Annotated in this window: 23 protein-coding genes and 3 pseudogenes; 10 read left to right on the top strand and 16 right to left on the bottom strand. The window is 70.3% G+C overall.

Annotated elements, in window-relative coordinates:
- Positions 1-276: 276 nt before the first annotated feature.
- The gene (locus Q4V64_RS43215) at positions 277-696 is read right to left on the bottom strand and encodes an Hsp20/alpha crystallin family protein (protein ID WP_124443569.1); all 420 of its coding nucleotides are present in this window, start codon (positions 694-696) and stop codon (positions 277-279) included.
- A gap of 173 nt (positions 697-869) precedes the next feature.
- On the opposite strand from Q4V64_RS43215, the gene ppdK reads away from it, so the two are divergent.
- Both ppdK and Q4V64_RS43205 read left to right on the top strand, forming a co-directional pair.
- Positions 870-3,557, top strand: coding sequence for a pyruvate, phosphate dikinase (gene ppdK / locus Q4V64_RS43210; protein WP_124443570.1), 2,688 nt, complete (start codon positions 870-872; stop codon positions 3,555-3,557).
- 5 nt (positions 3,558-3,562) lie between these two features.
- Positions 3,563-4,003, top strand: coding sequence for an OsmC family protein (locus Q4V64_RS43205; RefSeq protein ID WP_124443571.1), 441 nt, complete (start codon positions 3,563-3,565; stop codon positions 4,001-4,003).
- 91 nt (positions 4,004-4,094) lie between these two features.
- Here the strand turns inward: Q4V64_RS43205 and Q4V64_RS43200 are convergent, their stop codons facing one another.
- Positions 4,095-5,165, bottom strand: coding sequence for a zinc-dependent alcohol dehydrogenase family protein (locus Q4V64_RS43200; RefSeq protein ID WP_124443572.1), 1,071 nt, complete (start codon positions 5,163-5,165; stop codon positions 4,095-4,097).
- 226 nt (positions 5,166-5,391) lie between these two features.
- Between Q4V64_RS43200 and Q4V64_RS43195 the strand changes: the two genes are divergently transcribed.
- The gene (locus Q4V64_RS43195) at positions 5,392-5,784 is read left to right on the top strand and encodes an STAS domain-containing protein (RefSeq protein WP_124443573.1); all 393 of its coding nucleotides are present in this window, start codon (positions 5,392-5,394) and stop codon (positions 5,782-5,784) included.
- Positions 5,785-5,886: 102 nt separating this feature from the next.
- On the opposite strand, the gene Q4V64_RS43190 is transcribed toward Q4V64_RS43195, so the two are convergent.
- From Q4V64_RS43190 to Q4V64_RS43175, 4 genes are all read right to left on the bottom strand, one after another.
- Positions 5,887-6,381: a flavodoxin domain-containing protein gene (locus Q4V64_RS43190; protein ID WP_124443574.1), complete on the bottom strand. Its 495-nt coding sequence runs from the start codon at positions 6,379-6,381 to the stop codon at positions 5,887-5,889.
- Positions 6,382-6,397: 16 nt separating this feature from the next.
- Positions 6,398-7,129: a CBS domain-containing protein gene (locus tag Q4V64_RS43185; RefSeq protein ID WP_124443575.1), complete on the bottom strand. Its 732-nt coding sequence runs from the start codon at positions 7,127-7,129 to the stop codon at positions 6,398-6,400.
- Between the two features lie 39 nt (positions 7,130-7,168).
- Positions 7,169-9,862 carry a bifunctional GNAT family N-acetyltransferase/acetate--CoA ligase family protein gene (locus tag Q4V64_RS43180; RefSeq protein WP_124443576.1) on the bottom strand — a complete coding sequence of 898 codons (2,694 nt, stop codon included), beginning with the start codon at positions 9,860-9,862 and terminating at the stop codon, positions 7,169-7,171.
- Between the two features lie 162 nt (positions 9,863-10,024).
- Positions 10,025-10,930: a universal stress protein gene (locus Q4V64_RS43175; protein ID WP_124443577.1), complete on the bottom strand. Its 906-nt coding sequence runs from the start codon at positions 10,928-10,930 to the stop codon at positions 10,025-10,027.
- A 228-nt stretch (positions 10,931-11,158) separates the two neighbouring features.
- Between Q4V64_RS43175 and Q4V64_RS43170 the strand changes: the two genes are divergently transcribed.
- The 5 genes and pseudogenes from Q4V64_RS43170 to Q4V64_RS43150 all read left to right on the top strand — a co-directional run bounded on the left by Q4V64_RS43170 (position 11,159) and on the right by Q4V64_RS43150 (position 14,953).
- On the top strand, positions 11,159-11,860 hold the full coding sequence (locus Q4V64_RS43170; protein WP_124443578.1) for a response regulator transcription factor: 702 nt from the start codon (positions 11,159-11,161) through the stop codon (positions 11,858-11,860).
- A 27-nt stretch (positions 11,861-11,887) separates the two neighbouring features.
- Positions 11,888-12,394 (top strand): annotated as a pseudogene (locus tag Q4V64_RS55650) (DNA cytosine methyltransferase); the annotation flags it as partial.
- Positions 12,394-13,515 (top strand): DnaB-like helicase N-terminal domain-containing protein, encoded by a 1,122-nt coding sequence (locus Q4V64_RS43160; protein ID WP_124443580.1) that lies wholly within the window; start codon positions 12,394-12,396, stop codon positions 13,513-13,515. The pseudogene Q4V64_RS55650 and the gene Q4V64_RS43160, both read left to right, overlap by 1 nt.
- A gap of 68 nt (positions 13,516-13,583) precedes the next feature.
- On the top strand, positions 13,584-14,153 hold the full coding sequence (locus tag Q4V64_RS43155; RefSeq protein WP_253267278.1) for a hypothetical protein: 570 nt from the start codon (positions 13,584-13,586) through the stop codon (positions 14,151-14,153).
- The gene (locus Q4V64_RS43150) at positions 14,150-14,953 is read left to right on the top strand and encodes a DUF317 domain-containing protein (RefSeq protein ID WP_253267279.1); all 804 of its coding nucleotides are present in this window, start codon (positions 14,150-14,152) and stop codon (positions 14,951-14,953) included. Before Q4V64_RS43155 ends, Q4V64_RS43150 begins: the two co-directional genes overlap by 4 nt.
- A gap of 339 nt (positions 14,954-15,292) precedes the next feature.
- Here the strand turns inward: Q4V64_RS43150 and Q4V64_RS43145 are convergent, their stop codons facing one another.
- The 3 genes from Q4V64_RS43145 to Q4V64_RS43135 are packed head-to-tail and all read right to left on the bottom strand — an operon-like array spanning position 15,293 to position 17,480.
- Positions 15,293-16,189 (bottom strand): hypothetical protein, encoded by an 897-nt coding sequence (locus Q4V64_RS43145; RefSeq protein ID WP_253267280.1) that lies wholly within the window; start codon positions 16,187-16,189, stop codon positions 15,293-15,295.
- Entirely contained in the window at positions 16,119-16,373 is a 255-nt protein-coding gene (locus Q4V64_RS43140; RefSeq protein ID WP_253267281.1) for a hypothetical protein, read from the bottom strand. Before Q4V64_RS43140 ends, Q4V64_RS43145 begins: the two co-directional genes overlap by 71 nt.
- Positions 16,374-16,391: 18 nt before the next feature.
- Positions 16,392-17,480: a DEAD/DEAH box helicase family protein gene (locus Q4V64_RS43135; protein ID WP_253267282.1), complete on the bottom strand. Its 1,089-nt coding sequence runs from the start codon at positions 17,478-17,480 to the stop codon at positions 16,392-16,394.
- A 48-nt stretch (positions 17,481-17,528) separates the two neighbouring features.
- On the opposite strand from Q4V64_RS43135, the gene Q4V64_RS43130 reads away from it, so the two are divergent.
- Positions 17,529-18,284, top strand: coding sequence for a S1 family peptidase (locus tag Q4V64_RS43130; protein ID WP_253267283.1), 756 nt, complete (start codon positions 17,529-17,531; stop codon positions 18,282-18,284).
- Between the two features lie 204 nt (positions 18,285-18,488).
- Entirely contained in the window at positions 18,489-18,773 is a 285-nt protein-coding gene (locus Q4V64_RS43125) for a hypothetical protein (protein WP_124443582.1), read from the top strand.
- Here the strand turns inward: Q4V64_RS43125 and Q4V64_RS43120 are convergent.
- The 7 genes and pseudogenes from Q4V64_RS43120 to cydD all read right to left on the bottom strand — a co-directional run bounded on the left by Q4V64_RS43120 (position 18,752) and on the right by cydD (position 26,126).
- Positions 18,752-19,551, bottom strand: a protein-coding gene (locus Q4V64_RS43120) for an IS5 family transposase (protein WP_172629473.1) whose coding sequence is annotated in 2 segments (ribosomal slippage) — positions 18,752-19,212 and positions 19,212-19,551 — 801 coding nt in all. Because the reading frame shifts where the segments join, the coding sequence is not laid out codon by codon here. The two genes, Q4V64_RS43125 and Q4V64_RS43120, sit on opposite strands and share 22 nt — an antisense overlap.
- A 44-nt stretch (positions 19,552-19,595) precedes the next feature.
- Positions 19,596-20,204: a hypothetical protein gene (locus tag Q4V64_RS43115; RefSeq protein ID WP_216377682.1), complete on the bottom strand. Its 609-nt coding sequence runs from the start codon at positions 20,202-20,204 to the stop codon at positions 19,596-19,598.
- 72 nt (positions 20,205-20,276) lie between these two features.
- Positions 20,277-21,107: a hypothetical protein gene (locus Q4V64_RS43110; protein WP_253267284.1), complete on the bottom strand. Its 831-nt coding sequence runs from the start codon at positions 21,105-21,107 to the stop codon at positions 20,277-20,279.
- A 391-nt stretch (positions 21,108-21,498) separates the two neighbouring features.
- Positions 21,499-21,885, bottom strand: a pseudogene (locus Q4V64_RS55645) (transporter); the annotation flags it as partial.
- 524 nt (positions 21,886-22,409) lie between these two features.
- Positions 22,410-22,535 (bottom strand): annotated as a pseudogene (locus Q4V64_RS43095) (MerR family DNA-binding transcriptional regulator); the annotation flags it as partial.
- Positions 22,536-22,662: 127 nt separating this feature from the next.
- Positions 22,663-24,429: a thiol reductant ABC exporter subunit CydC gene (gene cydC, locus Q4V64_RS43090; RefSeq protein ID WP_124443584.1), complete on the bottom strand. Its 1,767-nt coding sequence runs from the start codon at positions 24,427-24,429 to the stop codon at positions 22,663-22,665.
- Positions 24,426-26,126 carry a thiol reductant ABC exporter subunit CydD gene (gene cydD, locus Q4V64_RS43085; protein WP_124443585.1) on the bottom strand — a complete coding sequence of 567 codons (1,701 nt, stop codon included), beginning with the start codon at positions 26,124-26,126 and terminating at the stop codon, positions 24,426-24,428. The genes cydC and cydD overlap by 4 nt, the downstream gene beginning before the upstream one ends.
- Between the last annotated feature and the right edge of the window lie 3 nt (positions 26,127-26,129).

Here is a 26,129-nt window from a genome sequence, read left to right as displayed (position 1 = left end):
TCGCTCTCACCGTCGCACCCGGAACAGCCGGTCGCGAAGGGCTGTTCGGTCCCTGCCAGGGACGTTCGGCCCCACGGTCAGGCCCACCCGCGACCGGCCAGCGGGCCGTCGCAGGCGGGCGCAAGGCCACATGCCGGGCATGAGCCGCTCGGGGGACGCAGTTGCTCAAACGCCGTTCCCTCCGAGGCACCAGCAGCTCCTGGACACACGAGAGAGCCACCGGAAGAGCGGATCCGCTGCGAACCCGATGTGCGACTCGCGGCACACATGTGCGACTCAGGGCACAGTCACGCTCAGAGGCTCCCGCACCGGGGCGGCTCGGGTGCCGGGCCCCGTTTCCAGCACCGGCATCGTGACGGTCAGGACACCATGCTGGTAGCTCGCCGTGGCCTCGTCGCTCTTCGCCCCGGTCGGCAGCGGGATGTAGTGGCCGTAGACGAACTGCTTCTCGGCGGTCACCACGCTGCGCTGGGCGCGCAGGGTCAGGATGCCTCCCGTGATGGTGATCTCGATGTCCTCGGCGTCGACTCCCGGAAGCTCGGCCAGCAGCACATACGTCCCGTCGGTCAGGCGCTCTTCCACGTGGATGCCGTGCGTTTCGGGAACGGTGTCCATCACGGGGAAGCCTGCCTCCGCCCACTCGGTCGGGGAGGACAGCATGGACCGGCCGGGGAGCCGCTCGATCGTGCTGGTCATTTCGTTCACCTCTTCTCCCATACCAGTGTCTTCCACCGGGCACTGTGCGCGCTTGGGCCGACCGGCCCCATCGGGAGGGCCGGGCGGCACCTGCCCTCACCAGGACGGCCGTAGGAGGCTGGAAGGGACGGAAGCCCACACAGCTGCCGTACGGAGCCGAGGAGCGCGGTGTCATGGTCCGTTACGTGTACGACTTCACCGAGGGCGGCCGTGACCTGGCCGGCCTGCTCGGCGGCAAGGGCGCGAACCTCGCCGAGATGACCCGGCTGGGCCTGCCCGTCCCGCCGGGTTTCATCGTCTCCACCGAGGCGTGCCGGGCCTTCCTGGTCACCGGCGCCGAACCGGAGGGAATGTCCCAGGAGGTCTCCCGGCACCTGTCGGCCGTCGAGTCCGACGCCGGACGACGCCTCGGACAGCCGGACGACCCGCTGCTGGTGTCCGTGCGCTCCGGGGCCCGCTTCTCCATGCCCGGCATGATGGAGACGGTCCTGGACATCGGCCTCAACGACGACTCCGTCCTGGGCCTGGCCAAAGCCTCGGGGAACGAACGCTTCGCCTGGGACTCCTACCGGCGCCTCATCCAGATGTACGGCAGCACGGTCATGGGCATCGACGGGGCACTGTTCGACCGGATGATGACCCGGCTCAAGGAGCTGCGGGGCGCCCCGGACGACCTGCACCTGGACGCCGCCGACCTCGCCGAACTCGTCGAGGCGTACAAGCGGCTCATCCATGAGGAAACGGGGGACTACTTCCCCCAGTCCCCCGCGGAGCAGCTGCGCCGGGCGATCCTCGGCGTCTTCCGCTCCTGGAACGGCGAACGCGCCCGCCTCTACCGCCGCCGCGAGCACATCCCCGACGACCTGGGCACTGCCGTCACCGTGCAGCGCATGGTCTACGGCAACCTCGGCCCCGACTCCGGCAGCGGCGTCGCCTTCACCCGCGACCCGGCCACCGGACGCCCCGGCCTGTACGGCGACTACCTGCCCAACGCTCAGGGCGAGGATGTCGTCGCCGGCATCCGCAACACCGTGCCCCTCGCCGAACTGGAACAGCTGGACCCCCGCTCGTACCGACAACTGCGCGACCACATGGGCGCCCTGGAGCGGCACTACCGGGACCTGTGCGACATCGAGTTCACCATCGAACGCGGCACCCTCTGGATGCTCCAGACCCGGGTCGGCAAACGCACCGCCGAGGCCGCCTTCACCATCGCCGCCGAGCTGGCCGACGAAGGGCTCATCACCCCACGCGAGGGGCTGGCACGCGTGAATGGTGACGGGCTGGCCCGGCTGATGTTCCCCCGCTTCGACACCTCCACGACCGGCGACCCACTCGCCCACGGCATCCCGGCCTCGCCCGGTGCCGCGGTCGGCGCGGCCGTCTTCGACTCCGCCGAGGGGGTACGACGGGCCGCGTCCGGCGAGAAGGTGGTGCTCGTCCGGGAGGAGACCACGCCCGACGACCTCCCCGGTATGGTCGCCGCCCGGGCCGTGCTGACCAGCCGAGGCGGCAAGACGTCGCACGCGGCCGTCGTGGCCCGTGGCATGGGCAAGGTCTGCGTGTGCGGCGCCGAGGAGCTCTCGGTGGACACCACGGGCCGGCGCTTCACCACGCGCGACGGAACCGTTGTCGAGCAGGGCAGGGTGATCTCGGTCGACGGCTCCGCCGGTGCCGTGTACGCGGGAGCGGTCCCGCTGGTCGACTCGGCGGTGATGCGCTTTCTGGAGACAGGTGAGGGCTCCGCCGGTGTAGTGGACGCGGTGGCCGACGCCCTGCAACTCGCTGACGAAGTACGGACGTTGGAGGTACGGGCCAACGCCGATACGCCCGAGGACGCGGCCCGTGCCCGCCGGTTCGGGGCACAGGGCATCGGGCTGTGCCGCACCGAGCACATGTTCCTCGGCGAGCGCCGCAAACTGATCGAGGAGATGATCCTGGCCGGCGACGACGCGGCCCGCGACCGTGCGCTGGACGCGCTGCTTCCCCTCCAGCGGCGCGACTTCGTCGGCATCCTGGAGGCGATGGACGGCCTGCCGGTCACCATCCGCCTGCTCGACCCGCCCCTGCACGAGTTCCTGCCCGACCACACGGATCTCGCCGTCCGCATCGCCGCCACCGAGGCCCGCGGCGAGCAGCCGAATCCCCGCGACGCCGAGTTGCTCGCCGCCGTGCGACGCATGCACGAGGACAACCCTATGCTCGGTTTGCGCGGCGTACGCCTCGGCCTGGTGGTCCCCGGGCTGGTCGCCATGCAGGTGCGAGCCATCGCCGAGGCGGTCGTGGAGCGCACGAGGGCCGGGGGCTCCCCCGAGGCGGAGATCATGGTGCCGCTCGTCGGGGACGTCACGGAACTCCGGCTGGTCCGCGAGGAAGTGGAACAGGTACTGGCCGAGGTTTCGGACGAGTCCGGCGTCCCTGTGCACTGCCCGATCGGCACGATGATCGAACTTCCCCGGGCCGCACTCACGGCGAGCCGGATCGCCGAGGAGGCCGAGTTCTTCTCCTTCGGCACGAACGACCTCACCCAGACCACGTGGGGCTTCTCCCGCGACGACGTCGAGGCGGCATTCTTCTCCGCCTACCTCGACAAGGGCGTGTTCGCCGCCTCACCCTTCGAGACGATCGACCGCGAGGGCGTCGGCCGCCTGGTGGCCATCGCCGTCGCCGAGGGCCGCGCCGCCCGCCCCGACCTGAAGATCGGCGTCTGCGGCGAACACGGCGGCGATCCCGACTCCGTGCACTTCTTCCACACAGCAGGACTTGACTACGTCTCCTGCTCGCCGTTCCGCGTCCCGGTCGCCCGCCTGGAGGCCGGCAGGGCGGCCGGCGCGGCAGGTACCAGCAGCGACACGAGGTGACCCCCATGACAGAGGCGAGCACGCAACAGCAACCGAGGGCACCGGACGTGCACACTCTGGACGTCGCCCATGTCGAAGGGGACGCGTACACCGTGGACGTCCGTGGTCACCAGCTGATGGTGGATCAGCCCACGGACGCGGGCGGGAGGGACTCCGCACCCACGCCCACGGAGCTGTTCGCCGCGTCGCTGGCCACCTGCGTCGCCTTCTACGCGGGCCGCTATCTGCACCGCCACGGCCTGCACCGCTCGGGCCTGCGGGTTCGTACGGAGTTCACCATGGCTCCCGACCGCCCGGCCCGCGTCGCATTCGTCCGCGTCACCGTCGTCCCGCCGCCCGCCCTCTCCGCCCAGCGCCACGCGGCCCTGCTGGCCGTCGCGTCCCACTGCACGGCCCACAACACGCTGCACCAACCGCCGGAGATCACCATCGAGTTGGAGGCGTGAAGCCCGATGGTTGGAGGTGGGCCGGCGACATGCTCTCCCAGACGGCCGTCTCGGGCCGGGCCGAGTCCCGCGCCCCGGCACCTCTCTCTCGTCAGTCCGCCCGAGCGGGGACGACCTCGTGCTGCTCCCCGCCGAGCACGACCTTGAGCGCACCGGTGTCGGATGCCTGAGAGAAGACGTCGTACGCCTCCTCCATGCGTGTCAGCGGGAAGGTGTGGGTGACCAGCTGCGCGGTGGGCAGCCGGCCGGCGGCCGCCATCCGCAGCAGGGTGGGGGTGGAGTACGTGTCAACCAGGCCCGTGGTGATGGTCACGTTCTTGATCCACAGGTCTTCCAGGTGCAGGGTCGCCGGCCTGCCGTGCACGCCGACGTTGGCCACATGCCCGCCGGGCCGCACCATGCGCGTGCACATCTCGAAGGTCTCCGGCACGCCGACGGCCTCGACGGCCACGTCCGCGCCCAGCCCGTCGGTGAGGTCCTCGATCAGTTGCTCGGGGGTCTCCCGGGCGTCCGCCACCGCGTCCGCGCCGAGCTGCCTGGCCGCTTCCAGTCGCGCGGCGGCGAGGTCCACGGCGACGATCCGCTCCGGTGCGAACAGCTTGGCCGTGGCGATGGCCGCGAGCCCGATGGGACCGGCGCCCACGACGGCGACGGTGTCCCCGGGCCGTACGTGCCCGTTGAGCACACCGACCTCGTAGGCGGTCGGGAAGATGTCGGCCAGCAGCACAGCGTCCTTGCTGTCCAGGGCGCTGGGCAGCGGGTGCACGGACAGGTCGGCGTAGGGCACGCGGACGTACTCGGCCTGAGTGCCGTCGATCAGGTGGCCCAGGATCCAGCCTCCGCCACCCCGGCACTGGCCGTACATGCTCTCCCGGCAGTACCGGCAGCGGCCGCAGGCGGTGATGCAGGAGACCAGCACCCGGTCCCCCGGCCGCACCGTGCGCACGTCACCGCCAACGTCGACGACCTCACCGACCGCCTCGTGCCCCAGCACCGTGCCGGGGCGGACCTCGGGAACATCGCCCTTGAGGATGTGCAGGTCCGTACCGCAGATGGTGACGGCGTCGACCCGCACGATCGCGTCCGTCGCCTCCTTGATACCGGGGTCCGGGACGTCCTCCCAGGCGGACTGTCCGGGGCCGTGGAAAACATAGCCCTTCATGGCGTTCCCACCTTCCTGCCGTGAGCATGATGCCGGGATTGCACCGCATATCCAGCTTGTCGCGGTCTGGCGGAAGGCGCATGGGCCGGTCGGCCCCGTCCGATGACCGGACAGGAGTCGTTTCCGGCGGCCGGTCCGCGACCGCGCGACGAAGGCCCTACCGGACCCGGGCACAAGGACCGGTCGGCCCTACCGCACGCCCCATTCACCCGGCTTTGCTGGGACCATGTCCGACACTTCCATCGAGTCCACTCCGCATCCCCCGGAGCACACGCTCAGCGGGACCACCGTCGTGACAGTGCGTGGCGAGATCGACCTGCTCACGGCACCGGGTCTGGCGGCGCGCCTCGACGTACTGACCGCCGGTCCGTGCCCCGACCTGGTACTGGACCTGGGCCCGGTGTCGTTCATGGACTGCACCGGGCTGGGGGTCCTGTGCCGGGCGCGGAACCGGGTCATGGCACGGCACGGCCGACTACGTCTGGTCACCGACAGCACCTTCTTCCGGCGGACCCTCCGGCGCGCCGGTCTGGCGGGCGTCTTCGAAGTGCTCCCGTGCCTGCCCGATGACGTGGCCGATACGCCGGCCGCCGAAGCCGACAACGTCACGGCGGCCTGACCGGTCCCACGGCTCCGCTGACCGCCAGACTGAGGCCGGGGCCGGGGCTGAGCCCTGGGCAGGGCTCTCCTTCGCCGACGCCCCCGGCCGCAGCCCTTCCCGTCAACTCGTCAGCTCCTGGCCGATCCGCGCCCCCCACGCCTCGATCCGGTCGAAGTCCCGGAAGTCCCCGCCCTTTCCGTTACGGACGATCATCCGGGCGACCCACCCTTTCGCGCCCTCCCGCAGGCAGCCGCCGAAGGTGACGTGCTCCCTGGCGTCGAGCCGGACCATGGCCTTCTTCACCCCGGGCACGGGCGGGATGTCCCGCTCCGAGGCCGAAGGGTCGAGCGGGCCGCTGCTGAAGAACCACAGCGGGCGTTCAGCCAGGACCTTGCGGTGGCTCCGGACGAAGCGGCGGGCGTCCTTGTGCCAGCGACCGGCGTACAGCCCGCCGCCGACCACGACGGCGTCGTACGACGCCGCACTCGGCACCGACCGGGCCGGGAGCGCCTCCACCGTCATCCCGTCCTTGCGCAGGACTTCGGCGATGGCCTCGGCGATCTCCGCGGTGGATCCGTTCGTTGTTCCGTAGGCGACCAGCACGTTCGTCGGCATGATGGTCCGCCTCCTCTCACAGTTTGCGCAGCCAGTCGTCGGCCACGCCGTGCAGCGCCTGTTCGTCCGACCGCAGACGCGCGTCGTCCAGGCGCCAGGTCAGCTTGTCGACGACGGCGACCACGCCGTCGATCTGCCGGATCATGGAGGCGGCGATGGCCGTCTCGCTCTTGCGTTCCAGTTGGCCGGCGAGCGTGACCACGCCTTCGGTGACGGAGACGTCGATGCTGCTCGGTGCCAGCCACAGCGCACGTACCAGTACCTCGTCGATCACCTCATCGCGGATCTCCGCGTCGGGCCGCAGAAAGATCTGGAGCAGGTCGCGCCGGGTGATGATGCCGACCAGCCGGTCCTCTTCGTCGAGCACCGGCAACCGTTCCACATGCCGCTGGGCCATGGTCCGCGCGGCCTCGATGATGGTGTCGTCGGCGTGCATGGTGACCGGCGGCGTGCTCATCAGCTGACCGGCCGTGCGCGCCGTCGCCTTCGCGGCCCGACGCCGGGCGGCGGGCGTCAGCACGGCGAACCGGAAGCGGCGGCTGGGCTCGTACGGGTCGGGGGTCGCGGCCTGGTGGGCCATCAGGTCGGTTTCGGAGACGACGCCGATGACTCGGTCGTCCTCGTCCACCACGGGCAGTCCACTGATCCGGTGGTCGGCGAGCAGCCGGGCCACTTCCTTGAATGGGGTTCCGTAGACGACCCGGACCACGTCCATGGTCATGACGGAGCCGACCTTGTTGTGTTTCATGGTAGGTCCTCCTCGGCTGGCTCGGCCGACGCGGCTGACTCAGCGGAGTCGGCGCAGATAGGGGTCTTGAGCCCGGCGCGGCAGCAGGCGCAGGCGGGCGTCGAGCACGGTTACGGCGCCGGGATTCGCGAGGACCGGGTTGAAGTCGGCCTCCGCGAGCTGCGGCAGGTCGCTCGCCATACGCGACAGGCGCAGGAGCAGTTGCTCCAGCCCCGGGAGGTCGACGGGCCGGCCGCCGCGTGAGCCGAACAGCAGCGGTGCGCAGCGCGGGGACGTGATCAGGTCGTGCACGTCGTGGTCGGTGAGTGGGGCGAGACGGGCGGCGTGGTCAGCCAGTACGTCTGTGGCCGTGCCGCCGAGCCCGAACAGGACGAGCGGCCCGAAGACCTCGTCCTGGACGACACCGGCGAACAGCTCCGTGCCGCGCTCGGCGAGCGGCTGGACGATCACCCCGCTCAGCCGGTCGCCGAAACGTGTCCCGAAATCCCGGAAAGCCGACCGCACTTGGGCGTCCCCTTGGAGGTCGAGATGGACGGCACGCTCCTCGGTCTTGTGCACCAGTCCCGGCCAGTACGCCTTCAGCACCATCCGGCCGTCCGCGCCCCGCAGCCGCCGGGCCGCGAGGACCGCCTCCTCCTCTGTCTGCGCCCAGGCCCACGGAATCTGGGGGATGCCGTAGCAGTCGAGGAGTTCAGCGCAGGCGCGCGGATCGAGCCAGCCACCGTCCGGCAATACGGCGAGATACTCCTCGGCAATCTCGTGAGCGCGCCGGGTGCCGATGCCTTCCAGTTCCGGGACCGTGCCGACGGGCCGGCTGAGCCAGGCGGCGCGGCGCGCCGCGTGGGCCAGCGCCCGGGCCACGGCCTGCGGTTCGGCGTACGAGGGGATCGTGCCGCCGTCGGACGCGGGCAGCAGGATCACCGGAACGCCCTGCTCCAGGCGTACGACGGCGACCGGCCGGTCCCGGCGTCCCGGGACGCGGGTCACCGCCCGCACCAGGTCGTCGCCGGTCGCCTCGGCGACCGCCGTGGGCACCAGGGCCACGAGCACCGCGTCGACGCCGCCGTACGTCATCAGCCGGTCGACACACGCGCTGAGCTGCTCCTCGGTCACCGCGGCCGTGGCGTCCACCGGATTGCCGATCGCGGCTCCGTCAGGCAGCACGGCTTTCAGGTCATGGGTCAGCTCGTCGCCGAACGACGACAGCGCGAGCCCCGCCTCCGCGCAGGCGTCGGCAGCCAGCACGCCGATGCCGCCCGCGTTGGTGACGACGGCAACGCCGTTGCCCGCCGGGAGCGGCTGGGAATGCAGCAAGGCGGCGGTTTCCAGGAGTTCGCCGACCGAGCGGGTGGCGGTGATTCCGGCCCGGGTGAACAGCGCCTGCCGGGTCATGGTGCGGGTCGCGGCGGCCGCGGTGTGCGACGCGGCAGCCCGCCGGCCCGCCTCCGTGCGGCCGGCGTCCACCGTGAGCACCGGCATACGACGGGTCACGCGCCGGGCCGTACGGGAGAACGCGCGCGGGTTGCCGAACGACTCCAGGTGCAGCAGCGCGAGGTCGGTGCGGCCGTCGCTTTCCCACCACTGGAGCATGTCGTTGCCGCTGACGTCGTACTTGTCGCCGAGGGAGGCGAAGGTCGACACGCCGATGCCGAGGCGGGACAGTCCGTCGAGGAGCGCGATGCCGACGCCGCCCGACTGCACGGCGACCCCCGCCGTACCGGGGCGCGGATGGTCGGCGGCGAAGGTCGCGTCGAGACTGACGTGCGGATCCGTGTTGGATATGCCCAGGCAGTTCGGGCCGACGAGCCGCATGCCGTACGTGCGGCAGGCGGCCATGAGCGCCCGGGCCTGGTCGGCGTCGAGGCCGGCGGTGACGACCAGGAGAGCCCGTACGCCCGCCTTGCCGCACTCCTCGGCGGTGGCCGGCACCACGGCGGCGGGCACGGCGAGGACCGCGAGATCGGGGGTCTTGGGCAGGGCGCTGACCGACGAGTGGGAGGGCACGCCGAGGATCGCGGTGGCGGCGGGGTTCACTGCGAACAGGCGCCGGGTGGAGCCGCCGACCTTCAGGTGGTGCAGGATCGCCCGGCCCACTGACCCGGGCCTGCGCCCGGCCCCGACGACAGCGACCGCGTCCGGCCGGAAGAGCGGCTGCAGGCTGGCCACGTCGGCGGCCCGGCCCCGCTCCTCCACGGCCGACAGGTAGGCATCGTCCTGGTCCAGCCGAATGGTGCAGCGCACCTCGGGACCGTCGAAGTGCCGTGCGGTACGCAGCCCGAGGTCGGCGAAGAGCCGGAGCACTTCATGGTTCTCGCCCAACGCGTCGGCCGTGAAGGTGGTGATGCCGTTCGCGCGGGCGGCGGAAACCAAGTGCTCGACGAGAAGGGTGCCCACCCCACGGTGGTGCACGCCGTCCGCGACCGCGACGGACATCTCGGCCGTATCCTCCTCGCCGCCGCTGTCGAACTCGGCGAGCCCGATCACCCGGCCCCGCGCCTCGGCGAGCAGGGCCCGGCAGCCCGGGCGCGCCGGGGCGCAGGCCCGTTCGGCGGCCATCGCGGCGGAACGGCGGCTCGCCGCGAAGAACCGCAGCCGCAGGTTCTCCGGGGACATCTCCTCGTAGAAGCTCCGCAGCCGCTCGTGATCGCCCGGCCGCACGGGGCGTATACACACGGTGGTGCCGTCCGCGAGCAGGGCGTGGACCGGGGGGCGGTCGAGCACATCGTGCGTCATGGTGGTCTCCTCCAAGCCGCTCGGGGCGGCTGCCGACGCTTCGAGCATCCAGCGCGTCCTGAAGCGGCCCTATGGGCTGTCCGGGTCAGCCGGGGGCCGATCGGCCCTACGGCGCGTACACCGCCGGCTGGTCGACCGGACCACGGCCTTGTGGGTGGTGTGTCAGTCGTGCGCGACGACGGCGACGGGGGCCGTGGCGTGGTGCAGGACGGCATGCGTGACCGGACCAATGTGCACCCCGAACGGGTGGCGGCGGATCCGTCGGCCGACGACGACCAGCGAGGCCCGGTGGGAGGCGTCGATCAGATGACCCGCCGGGCTGCCTGATGAGGACTCCTCGACCACCTCGACGGACGGGTACTTCTGCCGCCACAAGCTCAGTGCCTCGGCGAGTGCGGAGGCGTGCCAATGGGCGATCTGGTCGTACCGTTCCAGGTCGGTGGTCGGGCCGTCCATGTAGTACGGGGGCAGGCTCCATCCGTGCACGGCCCGCAGGCCGGTGTCGCGCCGGGCAGCCTCGTCGAAGGCGAACTCGAACACCGAGGCATCGAGGTTGTCGATGTCGATACCGAGCACGACCGGCCGGTACCGCGTCGCGGCCGATGGTATGCCCGCCGGGTCCATCTCGTGCTCGTCCGCCGCCTGCTCACCGGCCCGGACCAGGACCACGGGGCACTCGGCGTGCGCGACGACGACGAGGCCGACCGAGCCGACCAGGAACCCGCCGATCCCGCTCAGGCCACGCGAGCCGAGGACGAGCAACTCGGCTCCCTTCGCGGCCTCGCACAGCACCTCGCTCGGGCGACCGGCCCGATGCTCGGCGGTCACCTCGACACCGGGGTGGCGCAGCCGGAGACCCTCGGCAGAATCGCGGGGAATCTTCTCGCTCCAGTGCTGATGGGTCTCGGCACCGAGCAGCGGGGCCTGTGCCATGGGCTCCGGCACTGGCTCCCACACGTGGAGGATCTTGACCGGCAGGCCGCGCAGCTTCGCCTCACGGGCGGCCCACTCGGCGGCGGCCCGGCTCTCGGGCGAGCCGTCGAGGCCGACGATGATCGTGCGCGTCATGGGTCTCCACCTCCTGAGTAACGGACGGCTGATGGTTCGAGCTTGCCTGCGCGAGCGGTCTTCGTGGAAGGGCCACAGGTCCCCTGCAGGCACCGACCGGCCCCACCGCTGCCACCGGCACGACTGGGGCCGATCGGCCCTGGTGCATCCGGCCCCGGCGCGTGACGATCGTTGTCACGGGCAGTCCGCAGTCCGCCCTACCGGCGTTCCGGGGAACGAGGGGTCGAGATGACCGAGCCGCGCACCTTCACCGAGGAGCACCCGATCCGGGTCTTCCTGCTCGACGACCACGAGGTCGTGCGCCGCGGTCTGACGGACCTCCTGGACGCCGAACCCGACATCTCGGTGGTCGGGGACGCCGAGAACGTCGAGCACGCGCTCGCCCGGGGCCCTGCGCTCCGCCCCGACGTAGCCGTTCTCGACGTACGCCTGCCGGACGGCGACGGCATCACCGTCTGCCGCGAGCTGCGCAGCCGCATGCCCGAGCTGGCGTGTCTGATGCTGACCTCGTTCGACGACGAGGAGGCGCTGCTCGACGCGATCATGGCCGGGGCCGCCGGTTATGTGCTCAAGCAGATCAGGGGCTCCGACCTGGTCTCGGCGGTGCGCACGGTCGCCACCGGTCAGTCCATGCTCGACCCGGAGACGACCGCCCGGCTGATGCGCTCGCTGCGCGCCGACCCGTCCGAGGAACCGGCCATCGCCCCGGAGCTGGCGAGCCTGTCGCCGCGCGAGCGGGACATCCTCGCTCTGATCGGTGATGGGCTCACCAACCGCGAGATCGGCAGGAAGCTCTACCTGTCCGAGAAGACCGTCAAGAACCACATCTCCCGGCTCCTGGCCAAGCTCGGCGTACAGCGACGTGTCCAGGCCGCTGTCCTCGCGTCACACCTTGAGCACCCCGAGGCGAGCGAGCGCCCGGCACGCTGAGCCCGACTCACCGGCAAGCCGACGGCCCTCACCGACGCCCGCGACCGCGGCACCTGGACACCACGGCCCGGCTCGGGGGTCGTCCTGCAATCCCGCCGTGAAGGTGCCGGTCAGGCACAGCGGCACGGGACCCGGGAGAAGCGCTCGGCAGTCGTCCCGGCACCGGCCTTCACCGCCGAGAAGCACCGCTGGTCCTGGTCGCTGCGCAGCAACAACCAGGCGAACGCCACGGTCCGCAGCCTGAATGAGCCCGCCGGCACCTTGTTCTTCGGCCACCGTGCCAACGAATGCACCTGGGTCTCCGAACCCGCGCACGACCCGGACGGCAACGTCCCGGCGCCGGATCCGATCCGGATCACCGCCCAGGAGGCCGGCGTCCTGCAGTCCTTCCCCGCCGAGTACCCGTGGCAGGGCAACAAGGGCCAGCAGTTCTCCCAGATCGGCAATGCCGTGCCGCCCCGGCTTGCCGCGCACCTGCTGGCCCCGCACCTCGGCAAGATCCTCACCTCCGACGACTTCACCCTGGCTGCCTGATGCCCCACCCCACCGACGGGTACGAGGACGACGACCTGGACGACCTGCCGCCGCCGCGGCCCGTGCACTACGCCGAGCAGGCCCTGCTCGGCGCGCTCCTCCTCCACCCGCACCGACTCGCCGAGATCGGCGTCCTGAACGCGGAACACTTCGACAACTACGCCCACGGCATCCTGTTCGCGGCGATCCGCACCGTGCCGGCGCCCGACCCGGAGCAGCACCTCACAGACCCGGCCTGGCTGAACACCGTCCTGGACAGCGCGCGACCGGAGGCTCCGGGACTGACCGCCTCCTATCTCCACACACTGATCCAGGTCTGCCCCTGGCCCAAGCACGCAGCGGCGTACGCGCGGATGATCCGCGCCGACCACGCCCGCCGGACGCTGGGCGCCCACGCCGAAGGGCTCGCCCTGGCAGCGACCGATGCCACGCTGCCGAACCCGGCCGCCACCACCCTCGCCCAGGCCGACGCCCTCGCGCGGTTCCTTGAGGACCTCGCCGGACAGTTCGCCCCGCACCCGGGCTCTCTGCCCCGCACGCCGCTGCTACCTGAGCCCCCGCGGGACGCAGGTGAGGAAGCCCTGGACGAGGAACAGTTCCTCCTCGCGAGCGCGACGGCGCACCCCGCCGAGCTGAAGGAGATGCGCTGGCTGCTGCCCGAGGACTTCGCCCTGCCCCTGCACGCCGGCCTCTGGCAGTGCCTGACCGCCCTCACCCACCGCGACGACCCGGTCGATCCGGTCACGGTCATGTGGGAGGCCCAGCACCGCGGCCTCCTGAACGCCAACATCGCGCCCACCGACCTGATGTCCCTGACCTCCACGCCCGTCGGCTCACCGGAGTACTGGGGCGAGAAGGTCATCCAGCGCGCCCTGCTCGCGCGCGCCCACGCCGTCGCCACCCGGATCACGGCCTACACCGACGATCCGGCCAACACTCCCCACCAGTTGATCACCGGCAGCCGCCGCGCACTGGCCGACCTCCACGCGCTGCGCACCCGCTGGAAGTACGCCAGCACGCCGGCACCGACGACCAGCCCCGCGCGTACCAGGGCCTCGGCGCCAGCGCGGGCTGGCCCGCCGCGAACAACGGCTCCGTCCGCCTCGCGCATCTCCCGCTGACTGACACCGACCGCCTGTGGCCGGACCACCCTCAGGTCCCGTACACAGGCCGAATTGAGCGACGCCCCTTGACGACCCCCGCGATCGACGCGCACGTCCGTCTCGACACCCACCCCGCCCATTCCAGTGCCGTGACCGCCACCCTCGCCGGCACGCGACACCGCACCGCGCACGCGCTTCTGGCTGCCCGCGGATTCGAAGCCGTCGACGAGCACACGCTGGTCCTGGCCCGCATCGACCACGAGGAGTCCTACTGGGCGGAGAACGCCGCTCAGGCGCTGACCGTCGAAGGCATCACCACCGAGATCACGCCCCGGCTCCGCGAAGCCATCGACGAGGAATGGACATGGGCCAACTACCCCATGCACTGGTGCACTCGCGAGGAAATCCGGGAGGTCTCCAACGAAGCCCAGAAGATCTATGACGACATCCGCCACGGCCGCCTCGTCGTCCACGCCCACGCCGACGACAGCGGAACCACCGTCGCGGTCGGCACCTACCGCGACGGCAAGGGCGTCTACCTCCACGGCGAGAACCACCTGCGGCAGATCACAGACTCCTTCGACTCACCCGCCCAGGCCCTCGCGGCCTTCGAACGCCTCCATGGCGAAACCATGCGCCCCGCCCCGCACCCATGACCGACACCGAACGCCAGACCGCCGAAGCCCGCAGCACGCCTGGCACACCGGCCGCTGCAAAGCCCGAACAGTCCCTCCAGCGAACGGAAACGGTTCCCGCCTACGCCGCCGACCCCGGCGACCACGACGCCATCCTCGACCGATTCCTCGACGAGCACGGCGACTGGGAGAAGTGGCGGACCTGGTCGGATGACACGACCCACGTGATCCACGAATCGCAGACCCTGCGCATCGAACGCGTCCACGAAATCCCCGCCCACGAGACCGCCTGGACGGTGGCCGCCTACGAGACACCCGTCTCCGACCGCATATGGGTCCTCACAGCGACCGGCGCCACCCCCGCCCCGGTGTTGGAGGAGCTGCTGAATCACCTCGCCGACGGCGAAGGCTGGGACACAGTCATCGGCGCCCCAATGGACGAGAAGATAGTCACCGCGGCCACGCAGCCCCTGTCCGAGGCCGGATGGAAGTACACCGTGGACGGTCGATGGATCCGCTGGACGTCTCCCGCTGGGGACGCGGGCATCCAGTTCGACGCCTTCACCACCCAGCACCCGAGCCAGAACCTGGCCACATGGACCGTATGGGCCGGTGCCGATCCTGAACGGCCCGCCTGGACCCTCACCGCGTCGCCGCACACCCCAAGTCCGCTGCTGGCCGACCTCTCCGAAAACCTCGTCCACGGAACCGGCACTCGCAGCCCTCAGACCGCGGGCCGCGAACTAAGAAAGAAATTCGCCGTCATATCGCCGACTGCTCAGACGGTCACAAGCAGCCTTCCAGCCAGCCGTAGGCACTGATCACGGGTTCGCCGGAAGAGGCCACCGGACGACCAAATCTTGACAAAGGACGCCCATTACCAGGGACGCCGTCGGCCGTCACTCCACCGCATAGCCCGCGAAACAGCTCGTGCGCCCAGTCCACGTGCCTCGGCTGCGTGACTCCACCTGTACGTCGTCCGTCCAGTAATGGCGGAACGCCTTCCTGCGAGTGAAGCCCGAGGCAGGTTCCGGAGACCCGACAACGGCGATAGGCGCTTAGCTGTCCTACAGACCCCTGGCTGCCACGGTGCTTGCGACCAAGTGCGGCGAGTGATGAGGCCCGGCAACCGACACGGTTTGCCGGGCCTCACGGCATCGTCAGTCAACGAGGTAGTGGGCTTCGACGTAGGCCACGGTGGAACCGTACGGTTCGCCCACCGGCTTCAACATGTACCGGCGGAAGACTGCGGCGGTAGCGCAACGGACGCCGCGGTTGCGGGCCTCGGCGTTGTCCCATGACTGGGCGAGGGTGCGCTTGACCACCTGGTCGATCTCCTCGGCCAGGTTCTGCTCCGTGACGGTGAGGCCGGGCGGCGCGTGGTCGTGGATGATCCGTGAGAGGACCTCTACGTGGTCGTCGTCCAGTACGACTGCTTCGTCGGGGTGCTTCTCGGCGTTCACGATGGCACGGGCGACCCGGAGTGCTTCGGCCAGGAACACCAGGGCGTCCTGGGCGTTCTGGATGATCCGGTCTCGCAGCTGCCTGATCCGCTCTGCCAGGGCGGTGTACTTCGCTGACCCCGGTTCGACGCCTTTCTCGAGGGCGGCCTTGATGTGGTCCAGGATCTCCGCCGCAGACGGCGGCCTCTTGTCCTCGCTGTCGCCCTTGTCGGGCTTGGGACGGACGAGGGCCAGCAGCTCCTTGAGGATCGTGATGCCCTGGGCATTCAGGACGAGGGCTTCTTCCTGGGAGGCGGCCACCGAGAAGGAGTGGACGTGGGCGTTGATTATCTCCAGGACCATCGGCCCCAGTTCGCCCAGTCGCTCCTTCCTTTCCTCGTCGGAAGACTTCTTGAACAGGGTCGTGTACGCAGATCCGAAGAGAGCGAACCCGTCCTGGTACTTGGCGACACGCTTGTCCGTGTTGATGAGTGGGTACAGGCGGGCCAGAAGCCGGTAGTTCTTGCTGAAGACCTCGGCGGCGTCAGGGTTGGTCCAGGAAGCCGTTGATGGCGCGTACGGACTCGTATCCGTGGGCTGTGAGGTCGAGGCCATCCACGTCTGCGAGGAGGTCTTCGATGCGGGCGAAGGTGATGCGGAACTCGGCGACCAGTTCGGTCAGGTCGGTGACGAACCCACCGCCCTTGCCGGCGGACCCCTCCGAGGTGGGGTCGACGACGGCACGCTGGACCTCTTCAGCCAGGCCGATGTAGTCCACGACCACGCCGGTGGTTTTCACGAATCCGGTCGGGGATAGTCAGGTGCGGTTCGGGCGGGTGATCGTCTGGAACAGGTTGTGAGCCTTCATTGGCTTGTCCAGGTAGAGGACGCCCTCGTTGGGGGCGTCGAACCCAGTCATCAGCTTGGCCGTCACAACCAGGAAGCACAGCGGGTCATCGGGAGTGAGGAATCGCCGCTTCTGGTCCTCCTCGTCGACCTCGGAGAGCCGGTAGGGCCGCATGGCCGCTTCTTCGGTCTTGGCGTCCGAGACGTGGATGTTCACCTCTGCGGTGATCCGATCGTGCTTGCCGACCTCGGCGAGCACCTGCGACGCCTCGAAGCCGGCCAGCAGCTCGTTGATCTTGTCCGTGTATGCCACGGCCAGCTCACGGTTGTAGGCGACGACCTGCGCCTTCAGCCCGTTGCGATAGGTGCCGGCCAGGTAGTGGTCCACGATGTCCTGGCAGACCGTGTGGATGCGTTCGGGGTTGGCGAACACCGAGGTGAGGCGCCCGAATTTGCGGGACAAGGTTTCACGGTCGGGGTCGTCGAGGTCGAATTCGTCGGCGAACTGGTCGAACTCGGCCTGTAGGGCCCGGTCGTTCATCTCGAAGGTGACCGGGTGCGGGTCCAGCATGACTGGAACGGTTGCCTCGTCCTGCAGAGACCGGGACACCGAATACCGGTGCAGCACCCTGTTCGGGTCGGTCTCCTCACCGAAGAGGGCGAAGGTGTTGGTGGCGAGGTTCCTGACGGGTGTGCCGGTCATGCCGAAGAACTTCGCGTGCGGCAACGCTGCGCGCATCTGCCCCGCCAGGGACTCTTCCTCGGATGACTGCGTGCGGTGTGCCTCATCGACCAGCACGATGATGTTGCGGCGGGTCGACAGGTTCTTGCCGGCGTCGGCGAACTTGTGGACAGTCGTGGAGATGACGCCGCGCACATCGTCAGCCAGCAGGGAACGCAACTCCTTGCTGGTGGAGGGCTGGTGGAAGTAGGCGTCTCCCATCGCGGAGGTGAATACCCCGGAGGTTTGCCGCACGAGCTGGGTTCGGTCCGAGAGCAAGATAATCGTGGGCGACTCGGTGCGAGTGTCAGTCAGTAGCAGCGAAGCGGCGAACACCATCAGCAGCGTCTTCCCGCTGCCTTGGTGGTGCCAGACCAGATCAGATGGGTGAACGTAAAGATCTACGACGGGGTCTCCGACGCCGACAGGACTCGAATCGAGGAGGCCGTTTCCGGATTCGGGGACGCGGTCGACATAACCGAACACTCCGGCAAGATCGAATCGACCGCGTACGCCATGCGCGGCGGCCTCGGCATAAAATCGGATTTCACGTCAGGCGGGACAAACTGGACCAAGACCTGCTCGGCCGGATTCAACGTGCAGAATTCCAGCGGTAAGAAGTACATGCTTACCGCCGGCCATTGCATGCAGGGAGGCGCTGTCACCTGGCGCCGCAGCAGCGGGGACATTCCCCTCGGAAGGGCCATCGACTGGGCCTACGGCAACGACGTGAATCAGTCCGACTACGGAGTGGTGGAGTACAGCAACAGCGACGTCGCGCCGTACGGAACGATCCAGTACAGGGACGGCTCGGAAGGGCAGATCTCGCGTTCCGCCTCCGCGTTCGATGGGGAGAAGGTGAAGCGCGTAGGGACCATGAGCCAGGACCTCGTGGGCATGGTGCTGGCGACGGACGCGACGGTCACCTACACCGACGGCACCACGCTCCGCCACATGATCGAGGCGAGCAACTGCACCGTGCACGGTGACAGCGGAGGACCCCTCTTCAGCGGTGAGACGGCGCTGGGCATCAATTCGGGCGGCAGCTATGCCGACCAGCCATGTGGGGATTCCGACAGCCAAGCGGACCGTTCCAGCTTCTACGAGCCGGTATACAAGGTGCTCTCCTGGGAGAGGGCCTGAAGGTCTACTAGGCCACGGACTGCCTCTCGCTGCCTGCGGCCCTGCGACGCCAACGCAGATGCAGCAGGCGGCGAGAGGCCGTGAGTGAACCCGGATGCGCCCGTCCGCGTCGAAGGTGTGGGAGTGGGGCAGCGCTGGACGCTGAAGAGTCCCCGCGCCCTTGTGTTCCGTACCTAACCCTCGTCGACCGCCACAGAGGACTCCATGAATACGCAACCGAAGCGCTCCGTCTGCATACTATTGGTATCACTCCTGAGCGTGAGCCTCCTTGCTGGTTGCGGCAATGATCAGCGCACAGACGATGGTCATGCGAACGATCAGTCGCTGCGCATGCAGGAAGAGCGCGCCCGGCAAGTAGCCGATGCCTGGCGGGCATCTGCAGCCGCCGCTGCCTGGGCGCAGGGCTACTACCCGATGGCCGACGCGGTGCAGAAGCCGGAATCCGGCTGGCACAGTAAGAAGTCATCTCATTTGGGGAGTCTGCGGTAGCAGATAAGGGTGCAGGCGATGCTGGTGAAGGCCAGGAAGTGCTCGGCTTTGCGTTCGTAGCGGCGGTGGAGTCGGCGGCAGCCGGCGAGCCAGGACATGGTGCGTTCGATGGTCCACCGGTGTCGTCCGAGTCGCTGTGAGGTCTCGATGCCTTTGCGGGCGATGCGGTGTCGGATCCCTCGCTGGGATAACCATCGCCGCAGGTGGTTGTAGTCGTAGCCCTTGTCCGCGTGGAGTTTGGCGGGCCTGCGTCGCCGGGGGCCTCGCCGGGAGCGGATCGGCGGTATCCCCTTGACGAGCGGGATGAGGGCCTGGCTGTCGTGGACGTTGGCGCCTGAGATCCCGACGGACAGGGGCAGGCCGGTCCGCTCCGTGATCAGATGGATCTTCGAGCCGTACTTGCCCCGATCCACAGGATTCGGACCTGTCAGGTCCCCTTTTTCAGGGCCTGCATGTTGACCGAGTCGATCGCGCACCTCGACCAGTCCAGGTCCCCCCGCGAGCCCAGTTCGTCGAGGACCAGGCGGTGCAACTTGGCCCACACCCGGGCCTGCGTCCACTCGCTGAACCTGCGGTGAGCCGTTGCCCCCGACGGACCAAAAGACGCCGAGGGCAGTTGCTGCCATGTGCAGCCCGACGTGGCCACGAACACGATCGCGGCCAGCACCTCACGGTCACCATGCCTCCGCCGGCCACCGCCCTGAGGTCGCGTCGGCGCCTCCGGCACCACCCGCTGGAACAGCTCCCACAACTCATCCGGCACCAGCCGCTCAACGATCCCCACCACGGCCAATAGCCTACCGAGCCAAATGAGATGATGTCTTAGGTGGCGAAGAAGTTCTTCGGCAGCTTCGCCCCGCCCGGGCGCCCGGCCCGTATGTAGCCGCGCTCGTGCACGCCGCACAACCCCAGCGGCGAGACGGCCAGTTCGTCGCACACGTCCGCGCGACACTCGCCGTAGCCCGGCAGCGTCGGCTGGTCGGCCAGCCACCGCTCGAACTCTGATACGCCCCCGCCGGGGTGCCGCTTCAGGTGGCTCAGCCACCGGTTGCGGTGCCGAAAGCACAGCACCAGCTGCAGGCTGAGCGCCGGCCGCTGCGGGCAGATCCGGCACATCATCGCCTCCGGCATCTCCGTGGCCGCAAGCGGCTCCGCGGTCCGCAGGAACTGAGCCCGGCTCATGCCGCAAGCCTCCGCCTCCTGCCACTGCCCGGCGTGCACCGAGCACATCGCATAGCGCCGCCAGCGGGGCCGCGCGCAGTCGACGACCGTACAGCTCCACGGATAGACCGGGTGCATCGGCGGAATCTTCAGCACCCCGCCGCGCAACACCGGATCGAACTCGGGCCCGCTGATCAGCGCGGTGAGCACCTCCAGCCGGTCCCGTCCCGTGCGGGCATCCTGCTGCGGCAGCAGCCATGGCGCCGTCACTTCGTCTCACCCCAGACCGTTCGCAGGGCGGCGTCGAAGACCGGGTCGTGGACATCGATATGTCCGTAGACCTCATCCACCATCGCCGCCGAGGCCCAGCCGCCGGCATCCCGGGCGATCAACAGGTTGCCGTCGGCCGCGTCGAGAACCGCGGAAGTAAACGAGTGCCGGAAGGCATGGGGTTTCACCAGCCCCAGACCAGCGCGCTTCCCGGCCCGGCCGAGCATCCGCCGGGCCCCAACCGGCGCCCACGGCTGCCCGGCATCGGGCGCCGTGCAGCTGAACCAGGAGCATGCCGTGCCCGACGCCGCGCGGGTACTCGGTGGTGATGTACTCGAAGTAGGTGTGCACCATTGCCGGGCTGACCCGTTTGATCAACCCGCCGTTTACGATGCCGTGCTCGACCCGCCAGGGGTACTTGCTCTTGGCATCGGCCCGGTTCGGATTGCCGGGCCGGTGACAGACGTGCAGGTGAGGGGCTCGGCACTCGCCGCATGCCGCGTTCTCCCGCAGGTGCAGGTCGACCAGGTGCAGCCCGCACAGCTCTCCGATGCGAAGCCCGCCGTCGGCGAGCCAGGTGACCACCAGCCGGTCCCGGGCGGCGTTCACCGTCTCCAGCAGCCTCTTCCGGGCGCCGTCCGGAAGCATCTTGGGATGCCGGCGGTGCGGTCCCTTCGGCGCCAGTGGGTTGGTGGGCAGCGACGACTTCACATGCCCGAGGAACGAACGGCGCCGGTCCACCCGCGACGGCAGCCGCGACTTATCGAGCTTCTTGCCGAGTTCGCCGTTGATGCCGAGGGAGGACTGACGCAGGTAGAAGCCCTTCAGGCAAGCCGCCGCGATCGACAACGCGGAGCGGCCGTATGGGCGCTTGCCCACCCGCCACGGCTCGCCGAGCGGCATGCGGACCTCGGCACCGACGATGCCCATGTACCGCTCAAGGTCCGCAGTTGGACCACGGCGAAGGCAAGACACTCCCGCTCCAGCCACCGCAGATGGTCCACCAGCAGATACGCGTACGTCCTCTGCGTTCCCGAACCATCATGCAGACGCAGGAACCGGTCCGCCTCCGCATGGACCATCCCCTCGGGCCACACGATCGTCCACGACCGCCGCCCGTCCTTCCGCTCGATCCGCTGGACCCGCAAGTCCCCGACCACCACATGCCGTGCCACTCGTCCTCCGTACCGACTCCAGAACATGACAGACGTCCCAGCAGGGTCGGTAAACAAGCCCAGGACGTGCTGGTCACAGTCCCAGACGGACATCACGGGCAGGACTACCTGCGGTCGGTAAACTCCACGATGACCGGCGATCCGTTCTCGTCCAGCCCGAGCGAATCGATCCGGCCCCCGTGCACCGGCCCGGTGCCGTACTCGCTCGCCAGGAACCGGACGCCCAGCAGCGTCTCCATGTGCGCCTCGACGAGACTCTGCACATCTGCCTCGATCTCAGCAAGACGCGGCATGACCTCGGTCATGCCGCTATTGGTCGTGTCCGTGCGGAACAGCTTCAGGCCCGACACCTTCCCCTCCTCGGCTCGGAGATCACCAACGCCGACGGGGTACGGGATTGTTTCCGCAAGAGGCTTCGAAGGTGTGAAGATGGGGTGAGAAGCACTATCGAGACCACGGGAAGGTGCCAGCGTCCCACGGGTCACTGGAACGGCCAGATCCCACATAGGTCCCACAAAACGCCTGACTACCCGTCATGACGTCGGTAAAGCGCAGGTCAGAGTGGATCAACGTGGGATACAGCAGGCGCCTTCTAAGCGCTTGGCCGCAGGTTCGAGTCCTGCCGGGGCCGCCACTGAACCCCTGTCGGATTGGTGACGCGGTCCGCGCACTGCGCCGCCCCCACGCACTGCGCCGCCCCCACGTCCTGGCCACGATCCCTTTTCAGTGCCAGGGGCGCGGTTCTGCACGGCCGTGCGGGCGGTCGACGCGGTACTGAGCCTCTGCCTGACACTCGGGTCGCGTGGCCGCGTGCTGGGTCACGGAGGCGGGCGGCGTCGCCAGTTGCTCGCGATATCGGCGTCGGTGAGGCGCAGCAGCTCTGGCTCAGGGCATCCACTGGCCGTCGCGGTGTCCGGCGCGAACGTGCACGACAGCCAGGCCTTCGAGCCGCTGCTCCTGGGCATCCCCGCCATACGCTCCCGGCGCGGGCCACGACGACGGCGCCCGGTCGAGGTCCGCGCGGACAAAGCGTGTAGGAGCGGTAGCCGGTGGCGGGGTCGACATGGGCCGGGCGCAGCAGGCCGGTTGCGTCATAGTGGCGCAGCATCCGGACCGAGACGCGGCCGTGTCGGGCGAAGTCTCCGATGGTGAACATGATGTCTCCGAGTTTCAGCGCCTGACACGGTGTGAGGGTCAACAAGCGGCTCGCCCGGCACGCAGCAACCACACCAGTAGGTGCCTGATTGCCTGCGCTTCCTTGCCGACCTGCACGGCGGCGTGTCTCAGTGGCCAGGCGCTCCCGTGTGTTGTCGGAGGCGGTCCTGAGGGTCGTCGATGTCGTCCTGGGTGGCGGGACGGATCCTGCCGCGGTCGAGGGTCAGGATCTGGTCGGCGGCGGTGAGGCCGGACCGCTCGTGAGTGACCAGGAGCGTGGTGCGGCCGCGGGTGGCGTCGAGGATGTCGGCGAGCACGGCTGCGGCGGTGTCCGGGTCGAGTCCCTCGGTGGGTTCGTCCAGGACGAGGACGGGCGGGTCCGCGAGCAGAGCACGGGCTAGGAGCAGGCGCCCGCGCTCGCCGCCCGACATCGTGGCGCCGTCCCCGCCGAGGAGGGTGTCCCAGCGGTCGGGCAGCGACTCGATCCAGTCCAGGAGCCGGGCCCTGCGGGCCGCTTCGCGTAGCTCCGCGTCTGTGGCGTCGGGCCTGGCCAGGAGCAGGTTGGCGCGGATCGTGGCGTGGAAGACGTGCGCGTCCTGGGTCATGCCGGTGATCACACGGCGGGCGTCGGCGCCCGCGGTCTCCCGCAGCTCGCGCCCGCCGACGCGGATGCTTCCGGCTTCGTACGGGACGAAGCGCATGAGTGCCGCGATCAGCGTCGACTTGCCGGATCCGGTGGCGCCGAGGAGGACGGTGCGGCGGCCGGGCGGCAGCCGCAGGCTCGCCCCGTCCAGGGCCGGAGGGCCGCCGGCGTGGCGCACCCGCAGGTCGGTGATGTCCACGCCGAGCGGCTCGTCGGTGGGGAGCGGGGCCGGGATGGGTGGGTCGGTGACGGGAGGTGCCGTGTCGAGGAGGTCGGCCAGCCGGCGTGCGGAGGCGCGCACGTCGGCGAGGCGGCGGGCGGCGGCGGGCAGCGGCGCGAGGGCCTCGAAGGAGACCAGCGCGAGGACCGCCAGGACGGTGAGGTGCACGGCGGGCAGCGCACCGGCGGCGTGCGCGCGCAGGGCGAGCAAGGTGACGCCGACCGTCGCGCCGCCCTGGAGCAGCGGCACCACGGCCGAGGCGAGGGAGGTGGTCAGGGCCCTGCGGCGCTCCAGCGCGGCGATCCGGTCGGCGGTACGGCCGGCCCGCTCGTGGGCGCGGCACCGGGCGCCGTACGCGTCGAGGTCCGCCGCGCCCTGGGTCAGGTCCACGGTGAGTGCGGCGAGTTCGGCGCGCGCCGTCTTTTCCGCGCGGCCCGCGCGGCGGGACAGGACGAGGACCAGGGTGGGCACGAGGAATCCCGCCACGGCCAGGAGCAGCCCGAGCAGGATGCCGGCCCGCGGCAGCAGCACCGCGGCCGTACCGGTGGCGGTCGCGGCGACCACGCAGGCGGCCGCGGCCGGGATCAGGACCCGCAGCAGCAGGTCCTGGGCGGCGTCGACGTCGTCGACGAGGCGGGTCAGCAGGTCACCGCTGCGAAAGGCGGGGGTGCCCGCGGGGGCGAGCGGTACCAGCGCCTCGTACACCCGGGTGCGGAAGCCCGCGACGGCCCGCAGGACACCGTCGTGGCCCAGCAGCCGGTCGCCGTAGCGCAGCGCTCCGCGCCCCAGGGCCAGGGCGCGTACGGCGACGATCGCGAGGCTCACCGAGGCGAGCGGTGGCTGCTGCGCGGCGCGGGTGATCAGCCAGGCGGCGGTGGCCATCAGCGCGGCGGCGGCGAGCTCGCTGCCGGCCGAGGCGAGCGCGGCGGGCAGCAGCCTGCGCCAGTACGGCAGGAGGTGGCGCAGGAGGCGGACGGTGGGGCGAGGCCCACGGTCAAGGGCGGGGGCGGGGGCCTCGGCATGCCCGGTCATGAGGCCACCAGCCCTTCCGCGGGTGCCGGTCGGGAGAGGGTGAGGCTGCCTGCTCGTACCGTGATGATCCGGTCGGCGTGGGGCAGCAGACTCGTGCGGTGGGCGACCACGATCGTGGTCCGGCCTTGCATGAGGTCGACCGTGGCGCGCACGACGGCGGCCTCGCTCTCGGGGTCGAGGTGGGCGGTCGGTTCGTCGAGGAGCAGCACAGGGGCGTCCTTGAGGAACGCACGGGCCAGGGCGATCCGTTGGCGCTGGCCGGCGGAGAGTCCGGCGCCGTGCTCGCCGAGCGGGGTGTCGTACGCCTGAGGCAGCTCCTCGATGAAGAGGTCCGCGGAAGCGGCGCGGGCCGCCTGCCGCACCTCGGCCTCGCTCGCGTCGGGGCGCCCGAGGCGGATGTTGTCCGCGACGGACGCCGCGAACAGGTGCGGGCGTTGGGGCACCCACGCCACCTGGGCGCGCCAGTCGTCGAGGTCGAGGCGGGTGAGGTCGGTGCCGCCGACCGCGACCCGGCCCGAGGCGGGAGTCACGAAGCCGAGGAGCAGCGACAGGATCGTGGACTTGCCCGCGCCGCTCGGGCCGACCAGGGCGACGTGTTCGCCGGGGAGGACGGAGAGGGAGGCGCCCCGAAGGGCGGGGGCGGCGCGGCCCGGGTAGTGGACCGTGACCTCGTCGAGGTGCAGGTACGCCGTGCGGGCACCGGGCAGCGGGGCACGGTCGGCGGCGTGCGTCACGGGCGCGTCCTTGTCGTCGGGGGCGTCGAGGAGCGCGAAGACCCGCTCGGCCACTGCCATGCCCTCGGCGCTGTCGTGGAAGGCGGCGCCCGCCGCGCGCAGCGGCAGATACGCCTCGGGGGCGAGGAACAGGACGACCAGGGCCGTACGCAGGTCCGTCTCGCCGCCGAGCAGCCGCAGCCCGACCGGGACGGCCACCAGCGCCACGGAGAGCGTGGCGACCGTCTCCAGGACGAAGGAGGAGAGGAACGCCACGCGCAGCGTCCGCATGGTGGCCCGCCGGTGGGCGTCGGCCATCTCGCCCACCACCCTGGACTGGTGCCGCTCGCGGCCGAACGCGCGCAGCGTCGGCAGTCCGGCCACCACGTCCAGGAAATGACCGCCCAGCCGCGCCAGCAACCGCCACTGCCTCGCGGTGCGTTGGGCCGTGTGCATGCCGACCAGCGCACCGAACACGGGGATCAGTGGCAGCGTCACGAGGATGATCAGCGCCGAGGTCCAGTCGGTCCACGCCAGCCAGGCGACGACCGTGAGGGGAACCACCGCGGTGGCCGTCATGGTGGGCAGGTAGCCGACGACGTACGGATCCAGGGCGTCGAGGCCGCGGGTGAGCAGCGTGGCCGTCTCGCCGTGGCGGCGGGTCGCCAGTCGCAGTGGGCCGGTGTGCCGCAGCCGGCCGCTGATCTTCTCGCGCAGCGTGCGCTTGGCGTCGGCCGCGGCGCGCTGTGCGAGTGCCCCGCGGGTCCAGGTCAGCAGGGCGCGCAGCGTCATGACGGCGCCCAGTGCGACCAGCGAGGTGATCCGGAACCGGTGTCCGGCGAAGCCGTCCGCGAGCACCGTCGCGAGCAGGCTCGCCTGGGCGACGACGAGCCCCGCGCCCAGCAGCGCCAGCGACGTGGAGTACGTCATGTGGCGCCGCAGCACCGGGAGCTCCCGCAGCAGGCGCCGTTCGACCGGCTTCATCCC

The sequence above is a fragment of the Streptomyces sp. NL15-2K genome, assembly GCF_030551255.1.
GTDB lineage: Bacteria > Actinomycetota > Actinomycetes > Streptomycetales > Streptomycetaceae > Streptomyces.
Note: the sequence above shows the minus strand (reverse complement) of the source record. Positions and strands in the feature narration are given on the sequence as shown.

Excerpts from the sequence above, each read along its gene's own strand:
- Q4V64_RS43215 (WP_124443569.1), bottom strand. The coding sequence starts at position 696 with ATGACCAGCACGATCGAGCGGCTCCCCGGCCGGTCCATGCTGTCCTCC.
- ppdK (WP_124443570.1), top strand. The coding sequence starts at position 870 with ATGGTCCGTTACGTGTACGACTTCACCGAGGGCGGCCGTGACCTGGCC.
- Q4V64_RS43205 (WP_124443571.1), top strand. The coding sequence starts at position 3,563 with ATGACAGAGGCGAGCACGCAACAGCAACCGAGGGCACCGGACGTGCAC.
- Q4V64_RS43200 (WP_124443572.1), bottom strand. The coding sequence starts at position 5,165 with ATGAAGGGCTATGTTTTCCACGGCCCCGGACAGTCCGCCTGGGAGGAC.
- Q4V64_RS43195 (WP_124443573.1), top strand. The coding sequence starts at position 5,392 with ATGTCCGACACTTCCATCGAGTCCACTCCGCATCCCCCGGAGCACACG.
- Q4V64_RS43190 (WP_124443574.1), bottom strand. The coding sequence starts at position 6,381 with ATGCCGACGAACGTGCTGGTCGCCTACGGAACAACGAACGGATCCACC.
- Q4V64_RS43185 (WP_124443575.1), bottom strand. The coding sequence starts at position 7,129 with ATGAAACACAACAAGGTCGGCTCCGTCATGACCATGGACGTGGTCCGG.
- Q4V64_RS43180 (WP_124443576.1), bottom strand. The coding sequence starts at position 9,862 with ATGACGCACGATGTGCTCGACCGCCCCCCGGTCCACGCCCTGCTCGCG.
- Q4V64_RS43175 (WP_124443577.1), bottom strand. The coding sequence starts at position 10,930 with ATGACGCGCACGATCATCGTCGGCCTCGACGGCTCGCCCGAGAGCCGG.
- Q4V64_RS43170 (WP_124443578.1), top strand. The coding sequence starts at position 11,159 with ATGACCGAGCCGCGCACCTTCACCGAGGAGCACCCGATCCGGGTCTTC.
- Q4V64_RS43160 (WP_124443580.1), top strand. The coding sequence starts at position 12,394 with ATGCCCCACCCCACCGACGGGTACGAGGACGACGACCTGGACGACCTG.
- Q4V64_RS43150 (WP_253267279.1), top strand. The coding sequence starts at position 14,150 with ATGACCGACACCGAACGCCAGACCGCCGAAGCCCGCAGCACGCCTGGC.
- Q4V64_RS43145 (WP_253267280.1), bottom strand. The coding sequence starts at position 16,189 with ATGGCCTCGACCTCACAGCCCACGGATACGAGTCCGTACGCGCCATCA.
- Q4V64_RS43135 (WP_253267282.1), bottom strand. The coding sequence starts at position 17,480 with ATGGTGTTCGCCGCTTCGCTGCTACTGACTGACACTCGCACCGAGTCG.
- Q4V64_RS43125 (WP_124443582.1), top strand. The coding sequence starts at position 18,489 with ATGAATACGCAACCGAAGCGCTCCGTCTGCATACTATTGGTATCACTC.
- Q4V64_RS43110 (WP_253267284.1), bottom strand. The coding sequence starts at position 21,107 with ATGCCGCTCGGCGAGCCGTGGCGGGTGGGCAAGCGCCCATACGGCCGC.
- cydC (WP_124443584.1), bottom strand. The coding sequence starts at position 24,429 with ATGACCGGGCATGCCGAGGCCCCCGCCCCCGCCCTTGACCGTGGGCCT.
- cydD (WP_124443585.1), bottom strand. The coding sequence starts at position 26,126 with ATGAAGCCGGTCGAACGGCGCCTGCTGCGGGAGCTCCCGGTGCTGCGG.